General features: G+C 65.8%; 14 protein-coding genes. 11 read left to right on the top strand and 3 right to left on the bottom strand.

The window, feature by feature from the left end; all coding sequences use genetic code 11:
• The first annotated feature begins 60 nt into the window (after positions 1-60).
• From GGR40_RS16410 to GGR40_RS16375, 8 genes are all read left to right on the top strand, one after another.
• Positions 61-1,332 (top strand): MFS transporter, encoded by a 1,272-nt coding sequence (locus GGR40_RS16410; RefSeq protein ID WP_429277326.1) that lies wholly within the window; start codon positions 61-63, stop codon positions 1,330-1,332.
• Between the two features lie 3 nt (positions 1,333-1,335).
• Positions 1,336-3,735, top strand: a complete 2,400-nt coding sequence (locus GGR40_RS16405; RefSeq protein ID WP_429277325.1) for a glycoside hydrolase family 31 protein — start codon at positions 1,336-1,338, stop codon at positions 3,733-3,735.
• A 222-nt stretch (positions 3,736-3,957) separates the two neighbouring features.
• On the top strand, positions 3,958-6,186 hold the full coding sequence (locus GGR40_RS16400; protein ID WP_429277324.1) for a TonB-dependent receptor: 2,229 nt from the start codon (positions 3,958-3,960) through the stop codon (positions 6,184-6,186).
• A gap of 116 nt (positions 6,187-6,302) precedes the next feature.
• Positions 6,303-7,601: an alpha/beta hydrolase family protein gene (locus tag GGR40_RS16395; protein ID WP_429277323.1), complete on the top strand. Its 1,299-nt coding sequence runs from the start codon at positions 6,303-6,305 to the stop codon at positions 7,599-7,601.
• 24 nt (positions 7,602-7,625) lie between these two features.
• Positions 7,626-9,047, top strand: a complete 1,422-nt coding sequence (locus tag GGR40_RS16390; RefSeq protein WP_429277322.1) for a carboxylesterase/lipase family protein — start codon at positions 7,626-7,628, stop codon at positions 9,045-9,047.
• 208 nt (positions 9,048-9,255) lie between these two features.
• Positions 9,256-10,464, top strand: a complete 1,209-nt coding sequence (gene manD / locus GGR40_RS16385; protein ID WP_429277321.1) for a D-mannonate dehydratase ManD — start codon at positions 9,256-9,258, stop codon at positions 10,462-10,464.
• Positions 10,465-10,488: 24 nt separating this feature from the next.
• Positions 10,489-11,406 (top strand): sugar kinase, encoded by a 918-nt coding sequence (locus GGR40_RS16380; protein WP_429277320.1) that lies wholly within the window; start codon positions 10,489-10,491, stop codon positions 11,404-11,406.
• A 41-nt stretch (positions 11,407-11,447) separates the two neighbouring features.
• Positions 11,448-12,206 carry a FadR/GntR family transcriptional regulator gene (locus tag GGR40_RS16375; RefSeq protein ID WP_429277319.1) on the top strand — a complete coding sequence of 253 codons (759 nt, stop codon included), beginning with the start codon at positions 11,448-11,450 and terminating at the stop codon, positions 12,204-12,206.
• Between the two features lie 64 nt (positions 12,207-12,270).
• On the opposite strand, the gene GGR40_RS16370 is transcribed toward GGR40_RS16375, so the two are convergent.
• The 3 genes from GGR40_RS16370 to GGR40_RS16360 all read right to left on the bottom strand — a co-directional run bounded on the left by GGR40_RS16370 (position 12,271) and on the right by GGR40_RS16360 (position 17,028).
• Entirely contained in the window at positions 12,271-14,460 is a 2,190-nt protein-coding gene (locus GGR40_RS16370; RefSeq protein ID WP_429277318.1) for a TonB-dependent siderophore receptor, read from the bottom strand.
• 146 nt (positions 14,461-14,606) lie between these two features.
• On the bottom strand, positions 14,607-15,788 hold the full coding sequence (locus GGR40_RS16365) for a M24 family metallopeptidase (RefSeq protein ID WP_429277317.1): 1,182 nt from the start codon (positions 15,786-15,788) through the stop codon (positions 14,607-14,609).
• A gap of 13 nt (positions 15,789-15,801) precedes the next feature.
• The gene (locus tag GGR40_RS16360; RefSeq protein ID WP_429277316.1) at positions 15,802-17,028 is read right to left on the bottom strand and encodes an NAD(P)/FAD-dependent oxidoreductase; all 1,227 of its coding nucleotides are present in this window, start codon (positions 17,026-17,028) and stop codon (positions 15,802-15,804) included.
• 275 nt (positions 17,029-17,303) lie between these two features.
• Between GGR40_RS16360 and GGR40_RS16355 the strand changes: the two genes are divergently transcribed.
• From GGR40_RS16355 to GGR40_RS16345, 3 genes are read left to right on the top strand one after another with little or no spacing between them, the layout of a single operon-like run.
• A complete protein-coding gene (locus tag GGR40_RS16355) occupies positions 17,304-17,960 on the top strand; it encodes a GntR family transcriptional regulator (protein ID WP_429277315.1) in 657 nt (218 codons plus the stop codon).
• A gap of 23 nt (positions 17,961-17,983) precedes the next feature.
• Positions 17,984-19,402, top strand: a complete 1,419-nt coding sequence (locus tag GGR40_RS16350) for an amino acid permease (RefSeq protein WP_429277314.1) — start codon at positions 17,984-17,986, stop codon at positions 19,400-19,402.
• A 56-nt stretch (positions 19,403-19,458) separates the two neighbouring features.
• Positions 19,459-20,973 (top strand): glycoside hydrolase family 27 protein, encoded by a 1,515-nt coding sequence (locus GGR40_RS16345; protein ID WP_429277313.1) that lies wholly within the window; start codon positions 19,459-19,461, stop codon positions 20,971-20,973.
• Positions 20,974-20,994 lie beyond the last annotated feature (21 nt).

Genomic DNA, 20,994 nt, shown 5'->3' with positions numbered 1-20,994 from the left:
AAGTCTTGGGAGACATGCCTTGAATTCACGCGAAGGTCGCGCACAGCCCGGACAGGCCCTATGCGCTGGAGCCGGCCGATGAAGGCCGTGCGCCATCTGCGGTGGTGGATCGTCGTGCTGATCTGCGTCGGCACGATCCTCAACTACCTCGCGCGCAATTCGCTGGGGGCGCTGGCGCCGGAACTCACGCAAGTGCTGCACATCTCGACGCAGCAATATAGCTACATCGTCGGGGCGTTCCAGCTTGCCTATACGGTGATGCAGCCGGTCTGCGGCTGGGTGGTCGACCGCGTGGGGCTGCAACTGGGCTTCGCGCTGTTCGCCGTCGCATGGTCGCTGGCGAACATGGCCCATGCCGCAGCGGGCAGCTGGATGGGGCTGGCCTTCTTCCGCGGCCTGCTCGGCATGAGCGAGGCGGCGGCGGTTCCTTCGGGCATGAAGGCGATCGCCGAATGGTTCCCGGCCAAGGAGCGCTCTGTCGCCACCGGATGGTTCAACGCGGGCACCTCGCTGGGCGCACTGATCGCGCCGCCGCTGGTGATCGCGGTGTCGCTGGCTGCGGACTGGCGCGTCGCCTTCCTGGTGACCGGCGGCGTGGGCCTGTTCTGGGCCTTTGCCTGGTACCGCCTCTACCGCTCGCCGCAGAGCCATCCGGCGATCAGCGCAGAGGAACTCGCCTATATCGAGGCCGACCGCCCGAAGATCCCTGCCAGCCGCGCCAGCGCACGCGAAATCGTGGCCAGCGCAAAGTTCTGGTCGATCGCCATCCCGCGCTTCCTGGCAGAGCCTGCGTGGCAGACCTTCAGCTTCTGGATCCCGCTCTATCTTGCGCAGGAACGCGGCATGGACATCAAGCAGATCGCGCTGTTCGCGTGGCTGCCGTTCCTTGCGGCGGACCTTGGCGGCGTGCTGGGCGGCTACCTCTCGCCGTTCTTCATGAAGCGTTTCCGCATGCGCCTGATCCCTTCGCGCGTGACGGCGATCAGCCTTGCCGCGATCCTGATGATCGCGCCGGGCTGCATCGGTCTTGCCGCCGACCCCTACGTCGCCATCGCGCTGTTCTGCGTGGGCGGGTTCGCGCACCAGATCATCTCGGTACTCATCAACACGCTGAGCGCGGACGTCTTCTCCGCCGAGGAAGTCGGTACCGCGAACGGTTTCGTCGGCCAGGCCGGCTGGCTGGGCGGACTGCTCTTCTCGCTGATGATCGGCCAGATGGCGGACACCGTCGGCTATGCGCCGCTGTTCGCCTGCCTTTCCGTTTTCGACCTTATCGGCGCTGCCGTGCTGATCGCCATGATCGGCCGCCTTCGCCCCGCTGCCACGGAGTAAACCATGCGCCAAGCGACGCTTTCCCGCCCGCCGCTGTTCCACGTTGCCGAGCAGGCCGTGGGCCGCCTTACGCTGCACAGTGATACTGCCGCCGTCGCCCACATCTTCGTGCTGGAGGAGGACGTCGTGCGCCTGCTCCTGCTGCCCGAAGGCACCGTGAAGGGCCCGCCCAGCTGGTCCATCGCTCCCGGCGCGGAAGACGTGGCGGAACCGGGCCGCGACCGCATGAGCGTCGAGGGCTTTGCCTGCCCCGCGTTCGGGCAAACCGAGGCGGACGGCGTCCTGACGGTGGAAACCGGCAGCATCCGCCTGACCGTGGCGCTCGACGGGTTCCATTGCCGCTGGGAACAGCGCGATAGCGACGGATGGCGCCTGATGATGGCGGACCGCCCGACCCAAAGCTACGATTTCGGCTGGTGGGACGGCAAGGTCCATCACCACGTCGCGCGCCCTGCCGGAGAACGCTACTACGGCCTTGGCGAACGCTCGGGCGGGACAAACCGCGCCGGACGGCGCTTCCGCCTGACCAACCTCGACCCCATGGGCTACGATGCGCAAAGCTCGGACCCGCTCTACAAGACGATCCCGTACCTGCTGGTCGCCGATGCCGAAAACGCCTGTCACGGCGCGTTCTACGACATCATGGCCGACGTCACCGTCGATCTGGGGCAGGAACTGGACAACTACCATGGCCTGTACCGCTCGATCGTGGCGGAAAGCGGCGACCTCGACCTCTACATGATCGCGGGGCCCGATGCCCTTTCAGTGACGCGCCGCTTCACATGGCTGACGGGGCGCCCGGCCCTGATGCCGCGCTGGGCGCTGGGCTATTCCGGCTCCACCATGACCTATACCGACGCGCCCGATGCGCAGGCGCGGATGCAGGATTTCGTGGAGAAGCTGGAGGAGCACGACATCGGCTGCACCTCGTTCCACCTGTCGTCGGGCTACACTTCGATCGGGCCTAAGCGCTATGTCTTCAACTGGAACCGCGACAAGTTTCCCGATCCCGCCGCCTTCGTCTCCGGTTATCGCCAGGCGGGCATCGAACTGGTGCCCAACATCAAGCCGGCGTTCCTGCGCGATCACCCGCGCTTTGCGGAGTTGCAGGACGCAGGCCTGCTCGTCGCCGACGCCGAGGGGACGCCGATCGAGGTGCAGTTCTGGGACGAACTCGGCTCGTTCATCGACCTGACCAAGCCCGAAGGCGCTGCATGGTGGCGCGGGCAGGTGAAGTCGGCGCTGCTGGACTACGGCATTCGCGCCACCTGGAACGACAACAACGAATACGGCGTGTGGAACCAGCGCGCCCTGTTCGACTTCTTCGGCTCCCCCCGCCCCGCCGCAGAAGCGCGCCCCCTGCAGTCGCTGCTGATGATGCGCGCATCGCGCCGGGCGCAGGTGGAGAACGATCCGGCACGGCGGCCCTATGTCGTCACGCGGTCCGGCATGGCGGGCCTGCATCGCTACGCCCAGACTTGGACGGGCGACAACCGCACGGACTGGAAGACCATCCGCTACAATGCGAAGATGGCGCTGGGTCTGGCCCTGTCAGGCGTCTCGAACAGCGGGCATGACGTGGGCGGCTTTGCAGGGCGCAAGCCGGAGCCCGAACTCTTCGTGCGCTGGGTGCAGGCCGGGGTGCTGATGCCACGCTTCTCGATCCACAGCTGGAACGACGATGCCAGCGTCAACGAGCCCTGGATGTACCCGGAAACGCTGCCCGCCATCCACCGCCTGATGGCCTTGCGCCAGACTCTGGTGCCGTATCTGTCGGACCTGTTGTGGCGCTATCACCGCGACTACGAGCCGGTGGAGCGCCCGCTGTGGCTGGACTTCCCCGAAGACGCGGCAACCTGGACCGATGGCGATGCCTATCTGCTGGGCCGCGACCTGCTGGTGGTGCTGGCCTGCGAGCCGGGGATCTCCAGCGTTTCGGTGACCCTACCGCGCGGCGCGGACTGGGTGGAGGTATGGTCGGGCGTTCGTCACCGTGGAGGCGATACAGTCACTCTCCCCGCGCCGCTCGACGGGCTGCCGCCGCTGCTGCAGCGGACCGGCAGCGCCATTCCCGTCGATCTTGCACGCGGCGGCGTCAACCCTGCGCCCTTCACACGCGGTCTGTGGCTCGCTCCCCCGTCCGACGGTGACAGCGCTCAGTGGTCTTTCCACGAAGACGTCGGCGATGGCGAAAGCCATGCCCCGCCCGTCCGCTGGAGCGGCACGTGCACTGCCGATGCCGGCACCGTCACCATCACCCTCGACGCGTCGGATGGGATCGCCGGCGAATCGCTGACAGTGCTTCTCCCGCCCGGTGACGACAGGGCGCTGGTCATCGTCGGAGGCGAGACGCAAACAGCGCAAGCGGGTAACCGCCAAGGCGTGACAATCCAAGTGGCCTGACCGAATTTCAGTTTGTGATGAATGCCCTTGGCGGGCCAGTGACAGCGGTTACCGGCCCGTTTTCTTTGGCTTCCGCGCAAGGCTTCGCTCTCTGGGGCGACCGACTATCCAAAAATAGAGCAAAACATTTGTTGCAGCTGGTAAGATCAGTTGTTATCCGCTGGTCAGTCGGCAGGAATAACCTGCATGGGGTTACCTTCGATACGGAAGGGGAGGGATACAATGAAGTTCTGGAACTATCTTTGCGCCACCACGATGATTGCAGGCGCGGCAGGTTTCGCACTGCCTGCCATGGCGCAGAGTCAGCCCGCGCAGGATGTGGCCGACGCTGGCGGCGGGGACATCATCGTCACTGCCAACAAGCGCGCTGAAAGCGTTCAGGACGTCCCGCTCGCCGTTTCGGTCGTTGCCCCCACCAAGCTTCAGGCCGCCGGCGTCAGCGGCTTCCAGGATCTCTACAAGGTCGCCCCCTCGCTGCGCATCAACCCCGCGCAACAGCCGCAGAGCGCCAACATCTCGCTGCGCGGCGTCGGCACCTATGCGTTCGGCATCGGCGTAGAGCCCAGCGTCGCGGTGCTGATCGACGAAGTGCCGCTGGCCTTCCAGGCCCGCGCCTTCACCGACCTGCCCGACGTGGAACGCCTCGAAGTGCTGCGCGGTCCGCAGAGCACCCTTTACGGCAAGGCCGCGTCGGCGGGCCTCATCAACCTCATCACCCGTGGCCCCACGGACACGCTGCAGATGCGCGTCAACGGCAGGGTGACCAGCGACGACGAAGTCGCCAGCAGCTTCAGCGTCTCCGGCCCGCTGACCGATACCCTGGGGTTCATCGTCTCGGGCAGCTATTCGTGGTGGGATGGCAACGTGCGCAACATCACGCTCGACAAGGACGTCAACAGCCGCAAGGCCTCCAGCTTCCGCGGCAAGCTGAAGTGGGAACCCAGCAGCGACGTCGCCATCACGCTCGCCGCCAACTACAACGACGGCAAGACCCGTTCGGGCATGCCGTTCATCAACCTGGCCAACGGGGCGCTGTTCCGTGGTACGCCGGGCTATACCGCCGGTGTTGTGCTGCCGGGGATCACGGTTTCGCCCAACAACCAGCAGGTTGTCGACAACTTCGATTCGGGCACCGATTACCGCGGTTACGGCGGCTATCTGCGCGGTGAATTCGGCCTGGGCGACATGACGCTGACGTCGATCACGTCCTACGACCGCTTCAAGCTGCACGACTACGTCGATCAGGACCAGACCGTGGCCCCGGTGGGCGGCAACAACATAGAAGTCGGCACCTTCAATTCCGAAATGGTGACGCAGGAACTGCGCCTGCAGTCTCCGGCAGAGGACAAGTTCCGCTACACCGTGGGCGTCTATTTCGCCGACACCCGCTTCAACCGCCCGTTCTACCGTGGCCCGGCATTCTCGCTGGCGCAGTGGTACGCCACTGCCAAGCAGCGCCAGATCGCTGGCTTCGTGCAGGCGGACTGGGAACCGGTTCAGGGCCTGACGCTGACCGGCGGCGCTCGCCTGCAGAATGAGAAGGTGTCGTACACCTTCAACGACATCTACAACGGCAACGGCTACTGGTCAGGCAACGCCAGCGATACCGCCGATACCTACAAGGCGAGCATCCGCTACGAATTCACGCCCGACGTCAGCATGTTCGGCACGTTCGCCACGGGCTACAAGGGCCAGACCTACGATCTGTCCACCGGGTTCAACGCCGCCCGCGCTGCTGCCGGCGCGATCAAGCCCGAAACTTCGAAGGACTGGGAACTGGGCCTGCGCAGCCAGTTCCTGGACCGCGCCGTGACGCTCAACGTCACCTTGTTCAACACGACCTACAAGAACCTGCAGGCGCAGTCGATCGAGACCGACGGCATCACGCAGTTCTTCCGCCTCACCAACGTCGGCGGCCTGCGTACCCGAGGGATCGAGACAGAACTCTTCGTGCGCCCGGTCAGCGACCTGTCGCTGAGCGCGGCGGGCACGTACCTGGACGCGAAGTATACCGAGTTCGAGGGCGCGCCCTGCTACATCGGGCAGACTGCGGCGCAGGGTTGCACCGGCACGCCGGCACGGCAGAGCCTGACCGGCGAACGCCTGACTTCGCCCACCTGGAACCTGCAGGCCAGCGCCGACTTCACGCCCGCGCTGACAGACACCCTGCGCGGCGTCGCGCAGGTCAGCTGGCAGTACCAGAGCGAAACCCACGCCAACGACCCGGCGATCCAGATGGACGCATTCCACATCGTCAACCTTGGCGTGGGCCTGCGCGCCGAAGACAAGGCGTGGGAAGTCATCGCCTTCGTCAACAACGTCTTTGACCAGCAGTATTACGCCACCATCATCAACCGCGCGAACTTCTTCGGAAACAGTCCGGCCGCCAACGCGATCCTCCCGCGTGACTTCCGCCGCTACGGCGGGGTACGGTTCAACCTGAATTTCTGAAGAGGGATCGGGGGCGTTTGACGCCCCCGATTTTTTCGGGGATGCGGGCAGCGCAAGGTCCGCATCCCCGAGTTTATCGACCTTGGCCTGTCAGGGAGATGATGATGCGCCGCGCTATGATGCCTGTCCTCATGCTGGGCGCTGCCGCCCCCGTGGCACTTGCCGCTGCCGACGTGCCCGCGTCTCCGACCATTCCCGCGCCCGATGCCCCCGAACTTGCCGCGCCCGGCACCTTGCCGGTCGGCACCACCACCGTCGAACTGGTCCAGCCCGCACAGCTCGATCCGTTGCGAAGTGCAGACCGCGCCGTCCTCGCCGATCGCCGCCTGACCGTCCGGCTGTGGTATCCGGCTGCGGCATCCGGCCCCGCCATGACGTATTCCACCCCCCTGCCCGGCGAAGACGGCAAGGACGTGCTGTTCACGGTACCTGGCATCGCTTCGGATCGTTCGGCCCCGGCGACAGGCCACTTCCCCCTTGTCATTCTGGCCCACGGCTACAGCAACAGCCCCGAAGTTCTTGCGTGGCTGGGCGAAAACCTCGCCAGCAAGGGCTACATCGTCGCCGCGCCCGCGTTCCGGGATCCGCCGATCAGCATCCGCACCGAAGCCGCGCGCGCCGTTCCGCTGGCGCGGCGTCCGCTCGACATCGCCTTCGTCGCCTCCGAAGCGGCCAGACTGGCAAAGCGAGGCGAAGGCGCATTCGCCGCTGCCGACGTGAGCCGCACCGCCCTTATCGGCTATTCGATGGGGGGTTATGGCGTGCTTACGGCGGCAGGAGCGCCCCTGGACCCGGCGATGGCAGCCAGGACGCGCGGCGCCCTTGCCCCTTACGTGCAGGGCGCGGCACGGGCGGATGCGCTCAAGGTGCCGCACCTCAAGGCCGTCGTCGCCATCGCCCCGGCGGGCGGATCGCCTGCCCTTACCCCCTGGACTGCACCGGGCGTCGCCGCGATCACGGCGCCCACGCTCTATATCGCCGGCAATCAGGACCGCGCCGTCGGCTACGATCCGGGCGTTCGCACGCTGTTCACGCAGCAGGCCCATGCCCCGCGGTACCTCCTTACCTTGCGCGAAGCCGGGCACAGCATCGCCCTGACCGGCGCCCCGCCGGAGGCGCGCGGCAGGTTCTGGGACTACGAATGGTTCGAGGATGCCGTATGGCGCAAGGACCGGCTGCTGGCAGTGCAGGCCCACTTCATTACCGCCTTCCTCGATCGCACCGTCAAGGGCGACGAGACCAGGGCCGCGTACATGGACGGCCTGATCGTTGATTCCAACGACGGCAAGTGGCCTGACGCGCCCAGCGGGCGTTATGCCGGCTACAGCCCCGGCGCCCCCGCCGCAACCTTGTGGAAGGGCTTCCAGCCCAACAAGGCCATGGCCATGTCGCTGGAATTCAAGCCTGCATCCTGAGCACCGATCAAAACGGAGATATCAATGCGCAAAGTGACGATCACGTCAGGACTGGGGCTGCTTCTGACCCTTTCCGCGACGATGGCCCAGGCCGAAGACGTGCCCGCTCCGCAGGTCACCGTGGAAGGCGGCACGGTTTCGGGCGTCGATGCAGACGGCGTGACCGCGTTCAAGGGCATCCCGTTCGCCGCGCCGCCGGTCGGTGCCCTGCGCTGGCGCGCGCCGCAGCCTGCCGCCAAGTGGTCAGGCCTGCGCAGCGGCGCTGCCTATGGCCATGACTGCATGCAGAACTACAGCGCGGTGCCCCTGCCACCCGGTTCCGCGCCGGCGGAGGACTGCCTCTACCTCAACGTATGGCGTCCTTCGGGCGAGGCGACCAAGCTGCCGGTCATGGTGTGGATCTATGGCGGCGGCTTCGTCAACGGATCGGCCTCCCGCCTGATCTATACCGGCACGCGCCTTGCGCAGCAGGGCGTCATGGTGGTCAGCTTCAACTACCGCCTCGGACGCTTCGGCACGTTCGCGCATCCCGCCCTGACCAAAGCGAAGGAAGACGGCGGCCGGCTGGCGAACTACGGCTTCATGGATCAGATCGCTGCCATGGAGTGGATCAAGCGCAACGTCGCGGCATTCGGCGGCGATCCGGACAACATCACAATCATGGGCGAAAGCGCCGGCGGCATGTCCGTCCACAATCTGATGACGTCTCCCGAGACGCAGGGCAAGTACCTGTTCCATCGCGCGCTCGTCATGTCGGGAGGCAGCGGCACTGCGATCAAGCAGACCGGCCTGAAGGACGCCGAAGCGATCGGCGCAGCCTTTGGCAAGGCGCAGGGAATCGCCGCAAATGACCCGCAGGCGCTGGCGAAGCTGCGCGCGATCTCCGCAAAGGAGGTGACCGGCGACATCAAGCTGGGCACCGTTCTGGCGGGCGGCCCGCGCACCTTCAGTTCGCCTTTCCCGCTGGGTGAGGTATCGGTGGATGTGGGCGCAGCCTATCGCGCGGGCCGGTTCGCCAAGGTGCCTGTCGTGATCGGTGCCACCAGCGGAGACCTTGGCGGCAGGGACGGCATCATGGTCGCAGGCGCACGCGATCTGGCTGGCGCGATCGCGGCTGCCGGGGTGCCGACGTGGTACTATCGCTTCTCCTATGTCTCCGACGCTGCCGTCACGCCCAAGAGCGACGGGGCGATCCATGCCGACGACCTGCCCTACTTCTTCGATACCGTGGACATCAAGTACGGCGCCAAGACCCGGCCCGCGGATCAGGCGATGGGCCGCACGATCGCCACCTACGTCGCCAATTTCGTGAAGACCGGCGACCCGAACGGCCAGACGGTCACGCCCTGGCCCCGTTACGCGGGCGCCGGCGGCGAAATGATGGATTTCAAAGTCGATGGGTCCACCAGGGTCGGCCCGGACCCGTGGGCGACAAAGGCGCCCTGACAGTTCTCTCCCAACCTGCCCTGACGGCAGGCCTCTGCCGGGCGGTCCCAGCGACCGCCCGGTTTTTCTTGGACGCCGTAAAACGGTAGTGAATTAGCGCACGCACAAGTCATCTGATGTATTGCGCTAAGGAGGTAAGACCAATAAGAATGTCCACAAGGCGAGGGAGCGTGGGCACGAGTCCGCGATCGCCAATGGAGATCAAGCCGTGAAGATCACATCCGCCAAGGTCATCGTGACCTGCCCCGGGCGCAACTTCGTGACGCTCAAGATCATGACCGATCAGGGCGTGTACGGGATCGGGGACGCCACCATGAACGGGCGCGAAAAAGCCGTGGTGGCCTATCTCGAAGAGCACGTGATTCCCTGCATCGTTGGCATGGACCCGCGCCGGATCGAGGATATCTGGCAGTATCTCTACAAGGGTGCCTACTGGCGCCGTGGCCCGGTGACGATGCGCGCGATCGCCGCTGTCGACGTGGCGCTGTGGGACATCAAGGCCAAGATGGCCAACATGCCGCTGTATCAGCTGCTGGGCGGTCGCAGCCGGGACGGTGTGATGGTCTATGGCCATGCCAACGGCAGCGACATTGCAGAGACCGTCGATGCCGTGGGCCAGTATATCGATCTTGGCTACAAGGCGATCCGCGCGCAGACCGGCGTTCCGGGCATCAAGGATGCCTACGGCGTCGGTCGTGGAAAATTGTATTACGAACCGGCTGATGCCGCGCTGCCCTCCGTCACCGGATGGGATACGCGCAAGGCGTTGAATTATGTCCCGAAGATGTTCGAGAAGCTGCGCGAGACGTACGGTTTCGACCATCACCTGCTGCACGACGGCCACCACCGCTACACCCCGCAGGAAGCCGCGAATCTGGGCAAGATGCTGGAGCCCTACCAGCTGTTCTGGCTGGAGGACTGCACGCCTGCGGAAAATCAGGAAGCCTTCCGGCTGGTGCGCCAGCACACCGTCACCCCGCTGGCCGTGGGTGAAATCTTCAATACGATCTGGGACGCCAAGGACCTGATCCAGAATCAGCTGATCGACTATATCCGCTGCACGATCGTCAGCGCGGGCGGCGTCACGCACCTGCGGCGGATCGCCGATCTTGCCGCGCTGTACCAGATCCGCACCGGCAGCCACGGCGCCACCGACCTTTCGCCCGTCACCATGGGCACGGCGCTACACTTCGACACCTGGGTGCCCAACTTCGGCATCCAGGAATACATGCGCCACACCGAAGAGACGGACGCCGTGTTCCCGCACGATTACCATTTCGAGAAGGGCGAGCTGTTCTGCGGCGAAACCCCCGGCCATGGCGTCGACATCGACGAGGCACTGGCGGCGAAGTATCCCTACAAGCCAGCCTACCTGCCCGTCGCCCGCCTGGAAGACGGGACGATGTGGAGCTGGTGACCCATCTCGGGGGGTTCTGCTGAGATGGCCCGGATCGTCTGCGTCGGCGAGGCGATGGTGGAACTGTCGGGTGCACAGGGCGCGTGGAACGTGGGGTTCGGCGGCGACACGCTGAACACCGCGATCCATCTCGCCCGCGCCGGACACGACGTCGCCTACATGACCGCGTTGGGAACCGATGCCTTCAGCGACAGGCTGCGCGGCGCGTGGGCGGCCGAAGGGCTCGACTGCGGGCTCGTCCTCACCCACCCCGCGCGGCAGGCCGGACTCTACGCAATCACCACGGACGATGCCGGTGAGCGCAGCTTTGCCTACTGGCGCGACACGAGCGCGGCGCGGGCGCTGTTCGAGGTGGAGACTGTGAACGCTGCCATGCACGTGGCGGAAACTGCGGACCTGCTGTGTTTCTCGCTCATCTCGCTGGCCGTTCTGCCGCCTGAGGGTCGTGAACGGCTCCTTGATCTGGCGGCACGGGTGAAAGCGCGTGGTGGCAGGGTGGCGTTCGATGGCAATTACCGCCCGCGCTTGTGGGAATCTGCCGTCAGCGCTGCCTATTGGCGCGACCGGGCGATCGCCCTTGCCGCCATCGGCCTGCCCACGTTCGAGGACGAAGCGCTGATCGGCGGCGTGACCGACGCTGCGGACGTCCTTGCCCACTGGCAGGGGCTGGGCTGCGGCGAAGTCGTGGTGATGCGGGGCGCCGAAGGATGCCTGTTGCTGGACGGCCTGCCCTGCCCCGTTCCGCGCCTGCTCTCGCCCGTTGATACCAGCGGCGCAGGCGATGCGTTCAACGGCGGCTACCTTGCCGCCCGGATCTCCGGTGCATCGGCGATCGACGCGGCCGCCGCCGGCCACGCGCTGGCGGGGTGGACGGTGATGCGGCGCGGCGCGATCCCGCCACACGATCCGGAGTCGCCTTACCCCCACTTGGTCAAGTGGTAAGATATGTTGCCACCGTCATCGGCATATGACATTCAGGGGACATGGCAGAACGTCTAAAGCTCTATCAGCGCGTCGCGCAGGACATTGAACAGGCCATCCGCACCGGCATGTATCCGGTGGGGACGCGCCTGCCTGCAGAGCGGGATCTGGCCGAGAAGTTTCAGGTCAGCCGCCCGACCATACGCGAGGCGATGATCGCGCTCGAAATGCGCGAGCTGGTTGAAGTGCGGCACGGTTCGGGCGTTTACATCGCCGAAAGCCTGCCGACGGACCGCTCTACGGCGGAACTCAACGTGGGCGCCTTCGAACTGATCGAGGCGCGCATCATGTTCGAAGGCGAAGCCGCCGCACTGGCCGCCACCGTCATGTCCGACGAGGAAGTGGACCGGGTGCGCATCATCCTTGAAGGGATGGAAGCGCTCGACCCCGCTTCGGCCGAGGAACTCGCCTTCGATCGACAGTTCCACATGGCCATCGCCGAAGGCACGCAAAGCTCGCTGGTCGCGCAGACCATCGAACACTTGTGGGATTTGCGCGAACAGTCGCCGCTGTGCCGCCACATGTTCGAACAGGCCCGCAGCGAAGGCATCAACCCGCGCCCCGACGAACATCGCCGCATCTACGACGCTCTTGTCCGGCGCGACAGCGAACAGGCGCGCAGCGCCATGCGCGCGCACCTGATGCGGGTGTCGGAAGATCTCCTGGCGGTCACCGAACTCCAGCTGATCGAGAAGGCCAAGCGCGAGATCGGCGAAAAAAGGCGGCGTATCGTCGGGGCTCCGGCCCTGACGCAGCTTTAAGAGCGCAGTACCTCAGCCGCCCGATGACGCCCCGGACCGGAACGATCGGGCGGCCGGTTCAGCGTCACATCTTCATGCCGATCGTCGCGAAGACGGTGCGGGCCTGCCCCGGCACCACGCGCAGGGCGTTGCCGGCGGACTGGTCGTAGTTGCGGTCGGTCAGGTTGCGCAGGGTCAGGCGGGCGAATGCGCTGTGCCCGCCTGCCAGCCGCACCGTGTAGCCGGCATTAAGGTCGAACGTCGTGTAGCTGTCGAGGTGGAACGGCACACTCGTCGAACCGTTGGGCGCCTGCGAAAGTCCGCCGTAGCGCCGCCCGACGTGATAGGCGCGGCCGCCCAGCGACAGCCCTTCCAGCACGCCGCCCGGGCGATAGGACAGCGCGACGCTGCCGGTGTGCCGGGCCACGTTGACGACGCTGTTACGAAAGGTGCTCTGCGGATCGCTGGCATCGGTGTAGGCGTAGGACACGATGGCGCTCAGCCGGCGGGTGATTTCGCCCACCAGGTCGAACTCCACGCCGCGTGACGTCACCTTGTCGCGCGCTTCGGTGATCGTGTTGCCATCGCCTATGTCCACCGTTTCCAGAACGTTGTTCTTGCGGATGTCGTAGACCGCCAGCGTGGTCGTCACGCCCAAGAACAGCTGCGCCTTCACGCCCGCTTCGTAGCTGCGGCTGCGTTCCGGCGGGAACGGCCCGGAGGCGGGCTGGCTGCCCTCTGCGGGAACGGAGGGGTTCGGCGCGAACGCGCGCGAATAGCTGGCATAGATCGAGACGTTGGGGCGCGGCTGATAGACCAGCCCAAGGCGTGGCAGGAACGTGTCCGTTTCCGAGCGGTCGCTGACGGCGGAACCGCTGCGGGTGAAGTCCTTGAACGTTTCGTACCGCCCGCCGAACACCAGCGTCCAGGCATCGTCCAGTATGACCAGATCCTGGAAATAGAGCCCAACCGTCCTGTACCGGTCCACGGTGGAAGAATTGGGCGTGACCGTCAGGTTGGCATAATTGCCGTCAAGCAGGCCATAGACGGGGTCGAACACATTGAAGCCGCCGCGTCGGGGCGAGTCCACCTGAAAGCCGCGCAGGCTTTCGAACCTCTCGTAGTCGGTGCCGAACAGCAGCTTGTGCCGCGCGCCCAGCAGTTGCACATCGCCATGCAGGTTCAACGACACGTAGTCGCGGTTGTCGTGCAGGTCGCGGTTGCCATCCAGGCTGCGGATCAGTTCGCCGGTCGCCTGACCGTCCGGACCGACCACCAGGCTGCGCGGACGGACCTGCAGGTCGGAACCGGACGTCCGCTGGATCGCGTACTTCGCCTCGGCCCGCCAGCCGGGGGCGATGGCATACGTCAGCAGCACGTTGCCCGAATGCAGCCTTTGCTTGAGCGTGGTGAAGGCTTCACCGAAATACCGCGTGGACGGGGTGTCGAGCCGCTTGCCGTTGTAATAGACCCGTCCGCGATCGAACGGCTGCGTGCTGTCGGTATATTCGTATGTCGCCAGCATGGTGAAGCCGCCGCCGCTCCACGACAAGCTGGGCGCCACGAAAGTACGTTCGATGTCGTGGCCGTGCTTTCGCCAGTAATCGCTGTCCTCGCGTTCTGCGATCAGGCGAAAGGCGAAGCCGCCGCCCAGCGGCCCGGTAACGTCCGCCATCTGCCGGCTCTGCCCGCGCGTGCTGAAATTGCGGCTGACGGTGTAGTGAAAGGTGTCGAGCGGCTTCTTGGTGACCACGTTCACCAGCCCGCCCGGCTCGAAGCGTCCGTAAAGCAGCGAGGCCGGTCCCTTGAGCACTTCCACCCGTTCGGTCGAGGCGTTGAGCGCGCGCACCTGCACGCTGAGATAGCCGTCGCGCAGGACCGAGCCCTGCCCGCTCTCGAAACCGCGAATGACGAAGTTGTCGCCGGTATTCCCGAAGGAGTTCGCCTCCGTGATGCCGCTGACGTTGCGCAGGACATCAATCAGCGTTTCGGCCGACTGCTCCAGAATGACCTGACTGGAGATGGCCGTGACCGACTGCGGCGTCTTGAGCACCGGTACGTCGATCTTCATGCCCGTACTGGCCGTGGTGATGGCGTAGATGCCTTCGGACCGGCCATTGACGACGATCGCGTCGTTCTCTTCCGCTTCGGCCCGGGCTTGGGTGGACAGTATCGGCGCCGCCAGCGCCAGACATGTCAGAACTGAAAACCGTGGAATGACTTGCCCCCTTTGATAATGCTGCAGCGCGATAGCGATAATGCATATGCGACGCAATCGCATTATCAAGGTCGGGGGGGGCGTGATTTTACGGCGAGATGAGGTCAACCTGACGCCGCCCTGCGCGATGGATCGCCATCCTCTGCGTGGCCGCAGCCGGGCGCTGCTTCCTGAGGATGGCGATCGGGCGATGCCCCGAAACGTCAGAGCCGATCGATGCTGGCCTGCGGATCGGTGAACCACCGCGCGCCGCCCTCCGTCACGTACATGTGATCCTCCAGACGCACCCCGAAACGGCCGGGCACGACGATCATCGGTTCGTTCGAGAAGCACATGCCCGGCTCCAGCGGGGTCCGGTCTCCACGCACGAGATAGGCCGGTTCGTGGATCGACAGGCCGATGCCGTGCCCGGTCCGGTGCGGCAGGCCCGGCAGCGCATAGTCGGGGCCCAGGCCCGCCTTCGCGAGGACGACGCGGGCGGCGTGATCGACGTTCTCGCAAGGTTCGCCGGGCCGCACCGCGTCGAAGGCTGCCTGCTGCGCTTCCTTCTCGATAGCCCAGATGTCGCGGATGTCCTGCGCAACCGCACCGAAAGCGTAAGTGCGGGTGATGTCCGAGTGGTAGCCTTCCACGGTGCAGCCGATATCGACGAGGACGAGCTGCCCCTCTTCCAGCGCACGGTCGCCAGGCAGGCCATGGGGATAGGCGGTCGCTTCACCGAACTGGACGATGCAGAAGCTCGATCCGCTCGCGCCCAGCCGGCGATGGGCCGCATCGATGAAGCGGACGACCTCACTCTGGTGGATGCCGGGCCGCAGGATGCGGGCGGCGGCATGGTGCACGGCCAGCGTCATCGACTTCGCCTGCTGCATCAGCGCCAGCTCCGCCGCGGACTTGACCATGCGGCACTGCTTGATGACCGGCATGGCGTCCACCAGCCGCAGGGTTTCGGCGGCACGGATGCGTTCGGCGAAGTGGAACGGCAGTTCAGGGTCGATCGCCAGCGTCTTCGCGCCGATCTGCCGCAAGGCGTCGATTACCAGGGCGACAGGATCCTCGTCCTCCTGCCAGGATCGGATTTCCACTGGCATCGCAAGATCGGCTTCGAGCGTGCCGATCTCGAAGTGCGGGCAGATCATGATCGGCATGCGACCGGGCACGAGCAGCATTGAGACGAGGCGTTCGGTCTGCCCCCATGGCAGGCCGGTAAAATAGCGAAGCGACGCGCCGGCATCGACCAGCAATGCATCGGCGCCCAGCTTTTGCGTCAGGTCGCAGGCCCGGTCCATGCGAGCCGTGCGCTCCGAGGCGGTGATGGCGGGAGCACGGTCGGTCCACGGCGAAAGCGCGGCCAGTTCGGTTTCTGCGGTCGATCCGCCGATCATGTCTTTCAATTCCTTATGCAAAACGCGCGAGGTCAAAAGGCGACAGCGGCACGACCGGTGCCGTTCCCCCGATCATCGAGGCAACCAGCTGCGCGGTTACCGGTGCCAGCGTGAGGCCCAGATGCTGATGCCCGAACGCATAGAAGAGATTGTCCGCCTTCGTCGAGCGGCCAATCGCGGGCAGATAGTCGGGAAGCGTCGGGCGGCATCCCATCCAGCGCGTGAACGGTCCCGAAACCGGCAGGCCCAGTTCACGCACGTGGCGCTCCAGCCGTTTCCACTTGCGCGGGTCTGCCGGTGAATCCGGGTGGCCCAGTTCGACGAAGCTGGCGGCCTGCAGCGTGTCGCGATAGCGGGTGACGATCATGCCGCGCTCCTCGAATACCACAGGGGGCAAGTCGGCGGGCCAGTCGCTTTCGCCCGCTTGCGCGCGGATGTGGTAGCCGCGTTCGGCAATCATCGGCACGGCATGGCCCAGCCCCGCCATGATCGCGCGCGAACGCACGCCCGCGCAGACCAGTACCCGGTCCGTATCCAGCCCGGCGATCCGCGCGCGGCCATTGGTCAGCGCGACGTCGGCCTTGGCCTCCGTCAGCGTGCCCCCGGCCTCGACAAAAGCCTGCCGCAATGCCTTGCGCAAATCGCGCAGGTCGGAAATCTGCGCGGTGCCTGAAAAGCGCACGGCTCCCGCGATCGGATCGCGGCACAGCGTGGACAGCCGTGCGATCTCATCGGGGGTTGCCGGATGGACCTGCGCAGTGCCGATTTCGGCAGCTTCCCATGACGCGCGCCCTGTGCGCGCCGCGGCATCACCATACCACAGCACGAAATGGCCTTGCTCGCGCAGCAGTTCCGGCGCGCCAATGCGCTCTACCCGCGCCTTCCATGTCGGAAGGGCATTGGCCATCAGCGGGCGCATCGCGTCGCATCCGGCGTGGAAGCGCGCAGGCCGGGCCGCCGCCAGCAGCCTCAGCCCGAACGGCAGCCATTGCGTCGCTGCACCGGGCGGAAACGCAAGCGGCCCCCCGCGCATGAACAGCCGCCGGGGCAGGCTGCGCACGGTGTCAATGGAAGCAAGCGGCTCCACCTGTTCGACCGCGATATGGCCGGCATTGCCCCACGAGGCGGCCTGTCCCTCTGCGTCCTCATCGACAAGGGCCACGTCATGCCCGGCTTCGAGCAGTTCAAGCCCGGCGCAAAGCCCGACGACCCCGCCGCCGACGATACCGATCACCCCCACGAAAACTCCGTTGCATTTGCATGACTGTATCGTATACCGTATATCAATTGCTGTTCTCTCGCACAAGGCATGTCGCTCAGGATGTTGCGCTCTTCCACTCCGCTGCTTGCCGCCATGGCACTTCCCTTGGCGGAGCTATGCGCAAGCGCAATCGTTGCAAGGCGGACGAACTCGCGCATTGCTGCAGTGCGATTGCAGGCCGATCGCCGATCATCTACGGTATACGGTAACAACTGGCGGCATCGTCGCACCATGAACCGTATGGAGATCCACACGTGCCTATCGTAGTCCGCACGCTTGCCGAACGCATTTTCGACGTGATCCGCGAGAGGATCGTCGAGGGCAAGCTGCCCGTCATGGAACCGGTGCGCCAGGATGCCCTTGCCGCCGAGTTGGGCGTCAGCAAGATCCCGCTTCGTGAAGCGCTTGCACGGCTCGAACACGAAGGCCTGCTGACCAGCCAGGCTAATCGTGGCTGGTTCGTCCGCCCGATGTCGCAGGATCAGGCAGAGGAAATCTACCTCCTGCGCCTTGCCATCGAACCCGCTGCTGCCGCCTATGCCTGCGCCCACGCCGATGACCAGGACAAGGAGGCCGCGCGCCACGCCTTCGAAGTGCTCGACGCGGCAGCCACGGGCAATCCCGGCGAGGTCGCTGTGCGCAACCGCGAATTCCACGTGTCGCTGGTGCGCCCCGGCAAGCGCCTGCTGACGACCCAACTGGTCGAGCGGCTCGAAGTGCTCGCGGAACGCTATGTCATCGCGCATCTGGAGCCCGCGGGGCGTGGCGACCGGGCGCACAACGAACACAGCGAACTTCTCGAAACCTGGCTCGCGGGAGACGCGGCGAAGGTGAAGGATCTGCTTACCGCGCACATCGCCAGCACGCTGGACGACCTGCGCGCCCATTTCACAGCCAGCCAGACCGGCTGAACCATAACACTTCAGGGGACCCTATGCTCGGACCGCGAAAATCCATCGAAAGACTGTCGCAACGCGAATCCGGGCACTCCCTGGCCAAGACCCTGAGCTGGCCGCACCTGATCGCGCTGGGCGTCGGAGCGATCGTGGGGACGGGCATCTACACCCTGACCGGCGTCGGCGCCGAGCGTGCCGGCCCTGCCGTGATCCTGGCCTTTGCGATCGCCGGGGCGGTCTGCGCCTGTGCCGCCCTGGCCTATGCGGAAATGGCGACGCTGATCCCCGCCGCCGGCAGCGCTTACACCTTCAGCTATGCCGCGATGGGCGAGACGATCGCCTGGATCGTCGGCTGGAGCCTGATCCTCGAATACTCGCTGGCCTGCTCCACGGTGGCTGTCGGCTGGTCGGGGTATCTGGTCGGCTGGATCGAGTCCGCCGGGATACACCTGCCGCACATGCTGCTAGTCGGACCGCACGGCGGCGGTGTCGTCAACCTTCCCGCCGTGCTCGTGGCGCTGGGCGTCATGGGGATGCTGATCGCCGGCACGCGTGAAAGCGCGACGCTCAACATCGTGCTGGTCATCATCAAGCTGGCCGCGCTGTCCGTCTTCGTCGTCATGGCCCTGCCCGCGTTCCAGTCCGGCCACTTGGAACCCTTCATGCCCTATGGGTTCGCCAGCACCGAGATAGAGGGTCAGAAGCGCGGGGTGATGGCGGCCGCCGCCATCGTGTTCTTCGCCTTCTACGGATTCGACGCGGTCGCAACCTCGGCAGAGGAAGCCAAGAACCCCGGACGCGACCTGACCATCGGCATCATCGGATCGATGGTGGTCTGCACCCTCATCTACATGGCGGTCGCGGTCACGGCGATCGGAGCGCTGCCCTTCCAGCAGCTCGCCAACTCGCCTGAACCGCTTGCGCTGGTCCTGCGCAGCCTGAACCAGCCTGTCGCCGCCCACCTCATCGCTCTGGCCGCCGTGCTGGCCCTCCCTTCGGTCATCCTCGTCATGATGTACGGGCAAAGCCGCGTGTTCTTCGTCATGGCGCGCGACGGCCTGCTACCCCGCGCGCTCGCCAAGGTCAGCCCGCGCACCGGTGCGCCCACCCGCATCACCCTGCTGACCGGCATCTCGATCGCTATCGTTGCCGGCATCTTCCGCCTCGACGAGATCGCCGAACTCGCCAACGCGGGCACGCTCATCGCCTTCATGTCCGTGGGCGCGTGCCTGATGATCCTGCGCCGCCGCTCGCCCGAACTGCCGCGCCTGTTCCGCTGCCCCCAACCCATGGTGGTCGGCACCCTGACGATTCTGGGCTGTGCCTACCTGCTGCTCAGCCTGCCCAATGGCACGCTGATCCGGTTTGGCGCGTGGAATGTGATCGGCCTGGCGGTGTACCTGCTATACGGACGCCTGCGCAGCGAAGCCGGGCGCGAGGCCGCTGCCGGGGCCTGAGGCTTCCGCTCCACCTTTCCTTCATCCTGCCTCTCATTCCTTCAAAGGAGATCGCGATGTCGCGCGCCCTGTTTGCCGCCGCCGCCCTGGTCGGCACTTGCCTTTCGGCTACTCCCGCCCTCGCCAGGACAGCCTACGACGGTGTCTGGCTGTTCGACGACACACCGCCCAACCCCGGCGTCACAATGATGGAAGTGACCTCGAAGGGCGACAAGGTCACCGGCCGCGTCACCACCCGGTGGTACGGCCCGGTGGAGATGCAGAACCCGCGCATCGAGGAGGGCGTGCTGCACTTCACGGCGCGCAACATCAACGACCGCGAGCACCCGACCCGTGACTGGAGCGTCGCGATCGAAGGCGGTAAGGCGCACCTCAAGGGCCGGATCTGGGAGTCCGAGGTCGACGGGCTGGGCCGTCCCGGCACCGCAAAGGACGCGAAGGCGCGCGCGTTCCGGTTCGCCGATCTGCCCGCGCTTGGCGCCCCGATCCCCAACCCGCTTGCCGCCACGCCGCCCATGGGCTGGAGCAGCTGGAACAAGTTCGCCGAACATATCGACGACAGAACGGTGCGCGCCATGGCCGACGCCATGGTTGCCACGGGCCTGCGCGATGCGGGCTACACCTACGTCAACATCGACGACGGCTGGCAGGGCAAGCGCGATGCCAATGGTGTGTTGCAGCCCAACGCCAAGTTCCCTGACATGAAGGCCCTGACAGACTACGTCCATTCCAAGGGGCTGAAGATCGGCATCTACTCCTCGCAGGGGCCGCGCACCTGCGCCGGGTACGAAGGCAGCTACGGCCATGTCCAGCAGGACGCGAAGACCTATGCCGAATGGGGCTTCGACTATCTGAAGTACGATCTGTGCTCGGGCGAATGGTTCTATGCCGACGCCGACACGGTCAAGCGCAGCTACCACGAGATGGGCGCCGCATTGCAGGCCACGGGCCGCGACTTCATCTTTTCACTGTGCGAATACGGGCGCTTCGACGTGGGAAGCTGGGGGCGCGACGTAGGCGGCCAGCTGTGGCGCACCACCGGCGACATTACCGATGACTACCCGACGATGGCCAGGATCGGCTTCGACAAGAACGGCAACCCCGGCTGGGCCGGCCCCCACGGCTGGAACGATCCCGACATGCTCGAAGTCGGCAACGGCGGGATGAGCGCGGACGAATACCGGACGCACATGACGCTGTGGGCGATGTCGGCAGCGCCGCTGATGATGGGCCACGACTTGCGCGAAACCTCTGCGGAAACGCTGGCAATGCTGACCAACAGGCGCGTCATCGCCATCGACCAGGACGCCAGGGGCATTCAGGGCAAGGCCGTGCGCAAGGGGGGCACGATGGAAGTCTGGGCCAAGCCGCTGGCCGACGGGCGCGTCGCGCTGGCACTGTTCAACCGGGGCGACGCTGCGGGCTCTCTGGAACTGACTACGGCGGACGCCGGCATGGCCACCGTCACCAACGTTGAGGATGCATGGTCGGGTCAGAGTACAGCCCGCCTGCCCGCCGCCTACGCCGTCCCGGCGCGCGGCGCAGTCATGGTCGTGCTCACCGGAAAATGACATGGGAATGCCGCGCCGGGG

It is taken from the genome of Novosphingobium gossypii, from assembly GCF_050433305.1.
GTDB classification, from domain to species: domain Bacteria; phylum Pseudomonadota; class Alphaproteobacteria; order Sphingomonadales; family Sphingomonadaceae; genus Novosphingobium; species Novosphingobium gossypii.
This window is presented reverse-complemented; position numbering and strand designations above follow the sequence as displayed.

What these genes read in the sequence shown, in the direction of transcription:
- GGR40_RS16410 (WP_429277326.1), top strand. Translation starts at nt 61, where the DNA reads ATGCGCTGGAGCCGGCCGATGAAGGCCGTGCGCCATCTGCGGTGGTGG.
- GGR40_RS16350 (WP_429277314.1), top strand. Translation starts at nt 17,984, where the DNA reads ATGCTCGGACCGCGAAAATCCATCGAAAGACTGTCGCAACGCGAATCC.
- GGR40_RS16390 (WP_429277322.1), top strand. Translation starts at nt 7,626, where the DNA reads ATGCGCAAAGTGACGATCACGTCAGGACTGGGGCTGCTTCTGACCCTT.
- GGR40_RS16395 (WP_429277323.1), top strand. Translation starts at nt 6,303, where the DNA reads ATGATGCCTGTCCTCATGCTGGGCGCTGCCGCCCCCGTGGCACTTGCC.
- GGR40_RS16405 (WP_429277325.1), top strand. Translation starts at nt 1,336, where the DNA reads ATGCGCCAAGCGACGCTTTCCCGCCCGCCGCTGTTCCACGTTGCCGAG.
- GGR40_RS16365 (WP_429277317.1), bottom strand. Translation starts at nt 15,788, where the DNA reads ATGATCGGCGGATCGACCGCAGAAACCGAACTGGCCGCGCTTTCGCCG.
- GGR40_RS16400 (WP_429277324.1), top strand. Translation starts at nt 3,958, where the DNA reads ATGAAGTTCTGGAACTATCTTTGCGCCACCACGATGATTGCAGGCGCG.
- GGR40_RS16375 (WP_429277319.1), top strand. Translation starts at nt 11,448, where the DNA reads ATGGCAGAACGTCTAAAGCTCTATCAGCGCGTCGCGCAGGACATTGAA.
- GGR40_RS16345 (WP_429277313.1), top strand. Translation starts at nt 19,459, where the DNA reads ATGTCGCGCGCCCTGTTTGCCGCCGCCGCCCTGGTCGGCACTTGCCTT.
- GGR40_RS16380 (WP_429277320.1), top strand. Translation starts at nt 10,489, where the DNA reads ATGGCCCGGATCGTCTGCGTCGGCGAGGCGATGGTGGAACTGTCGGGT.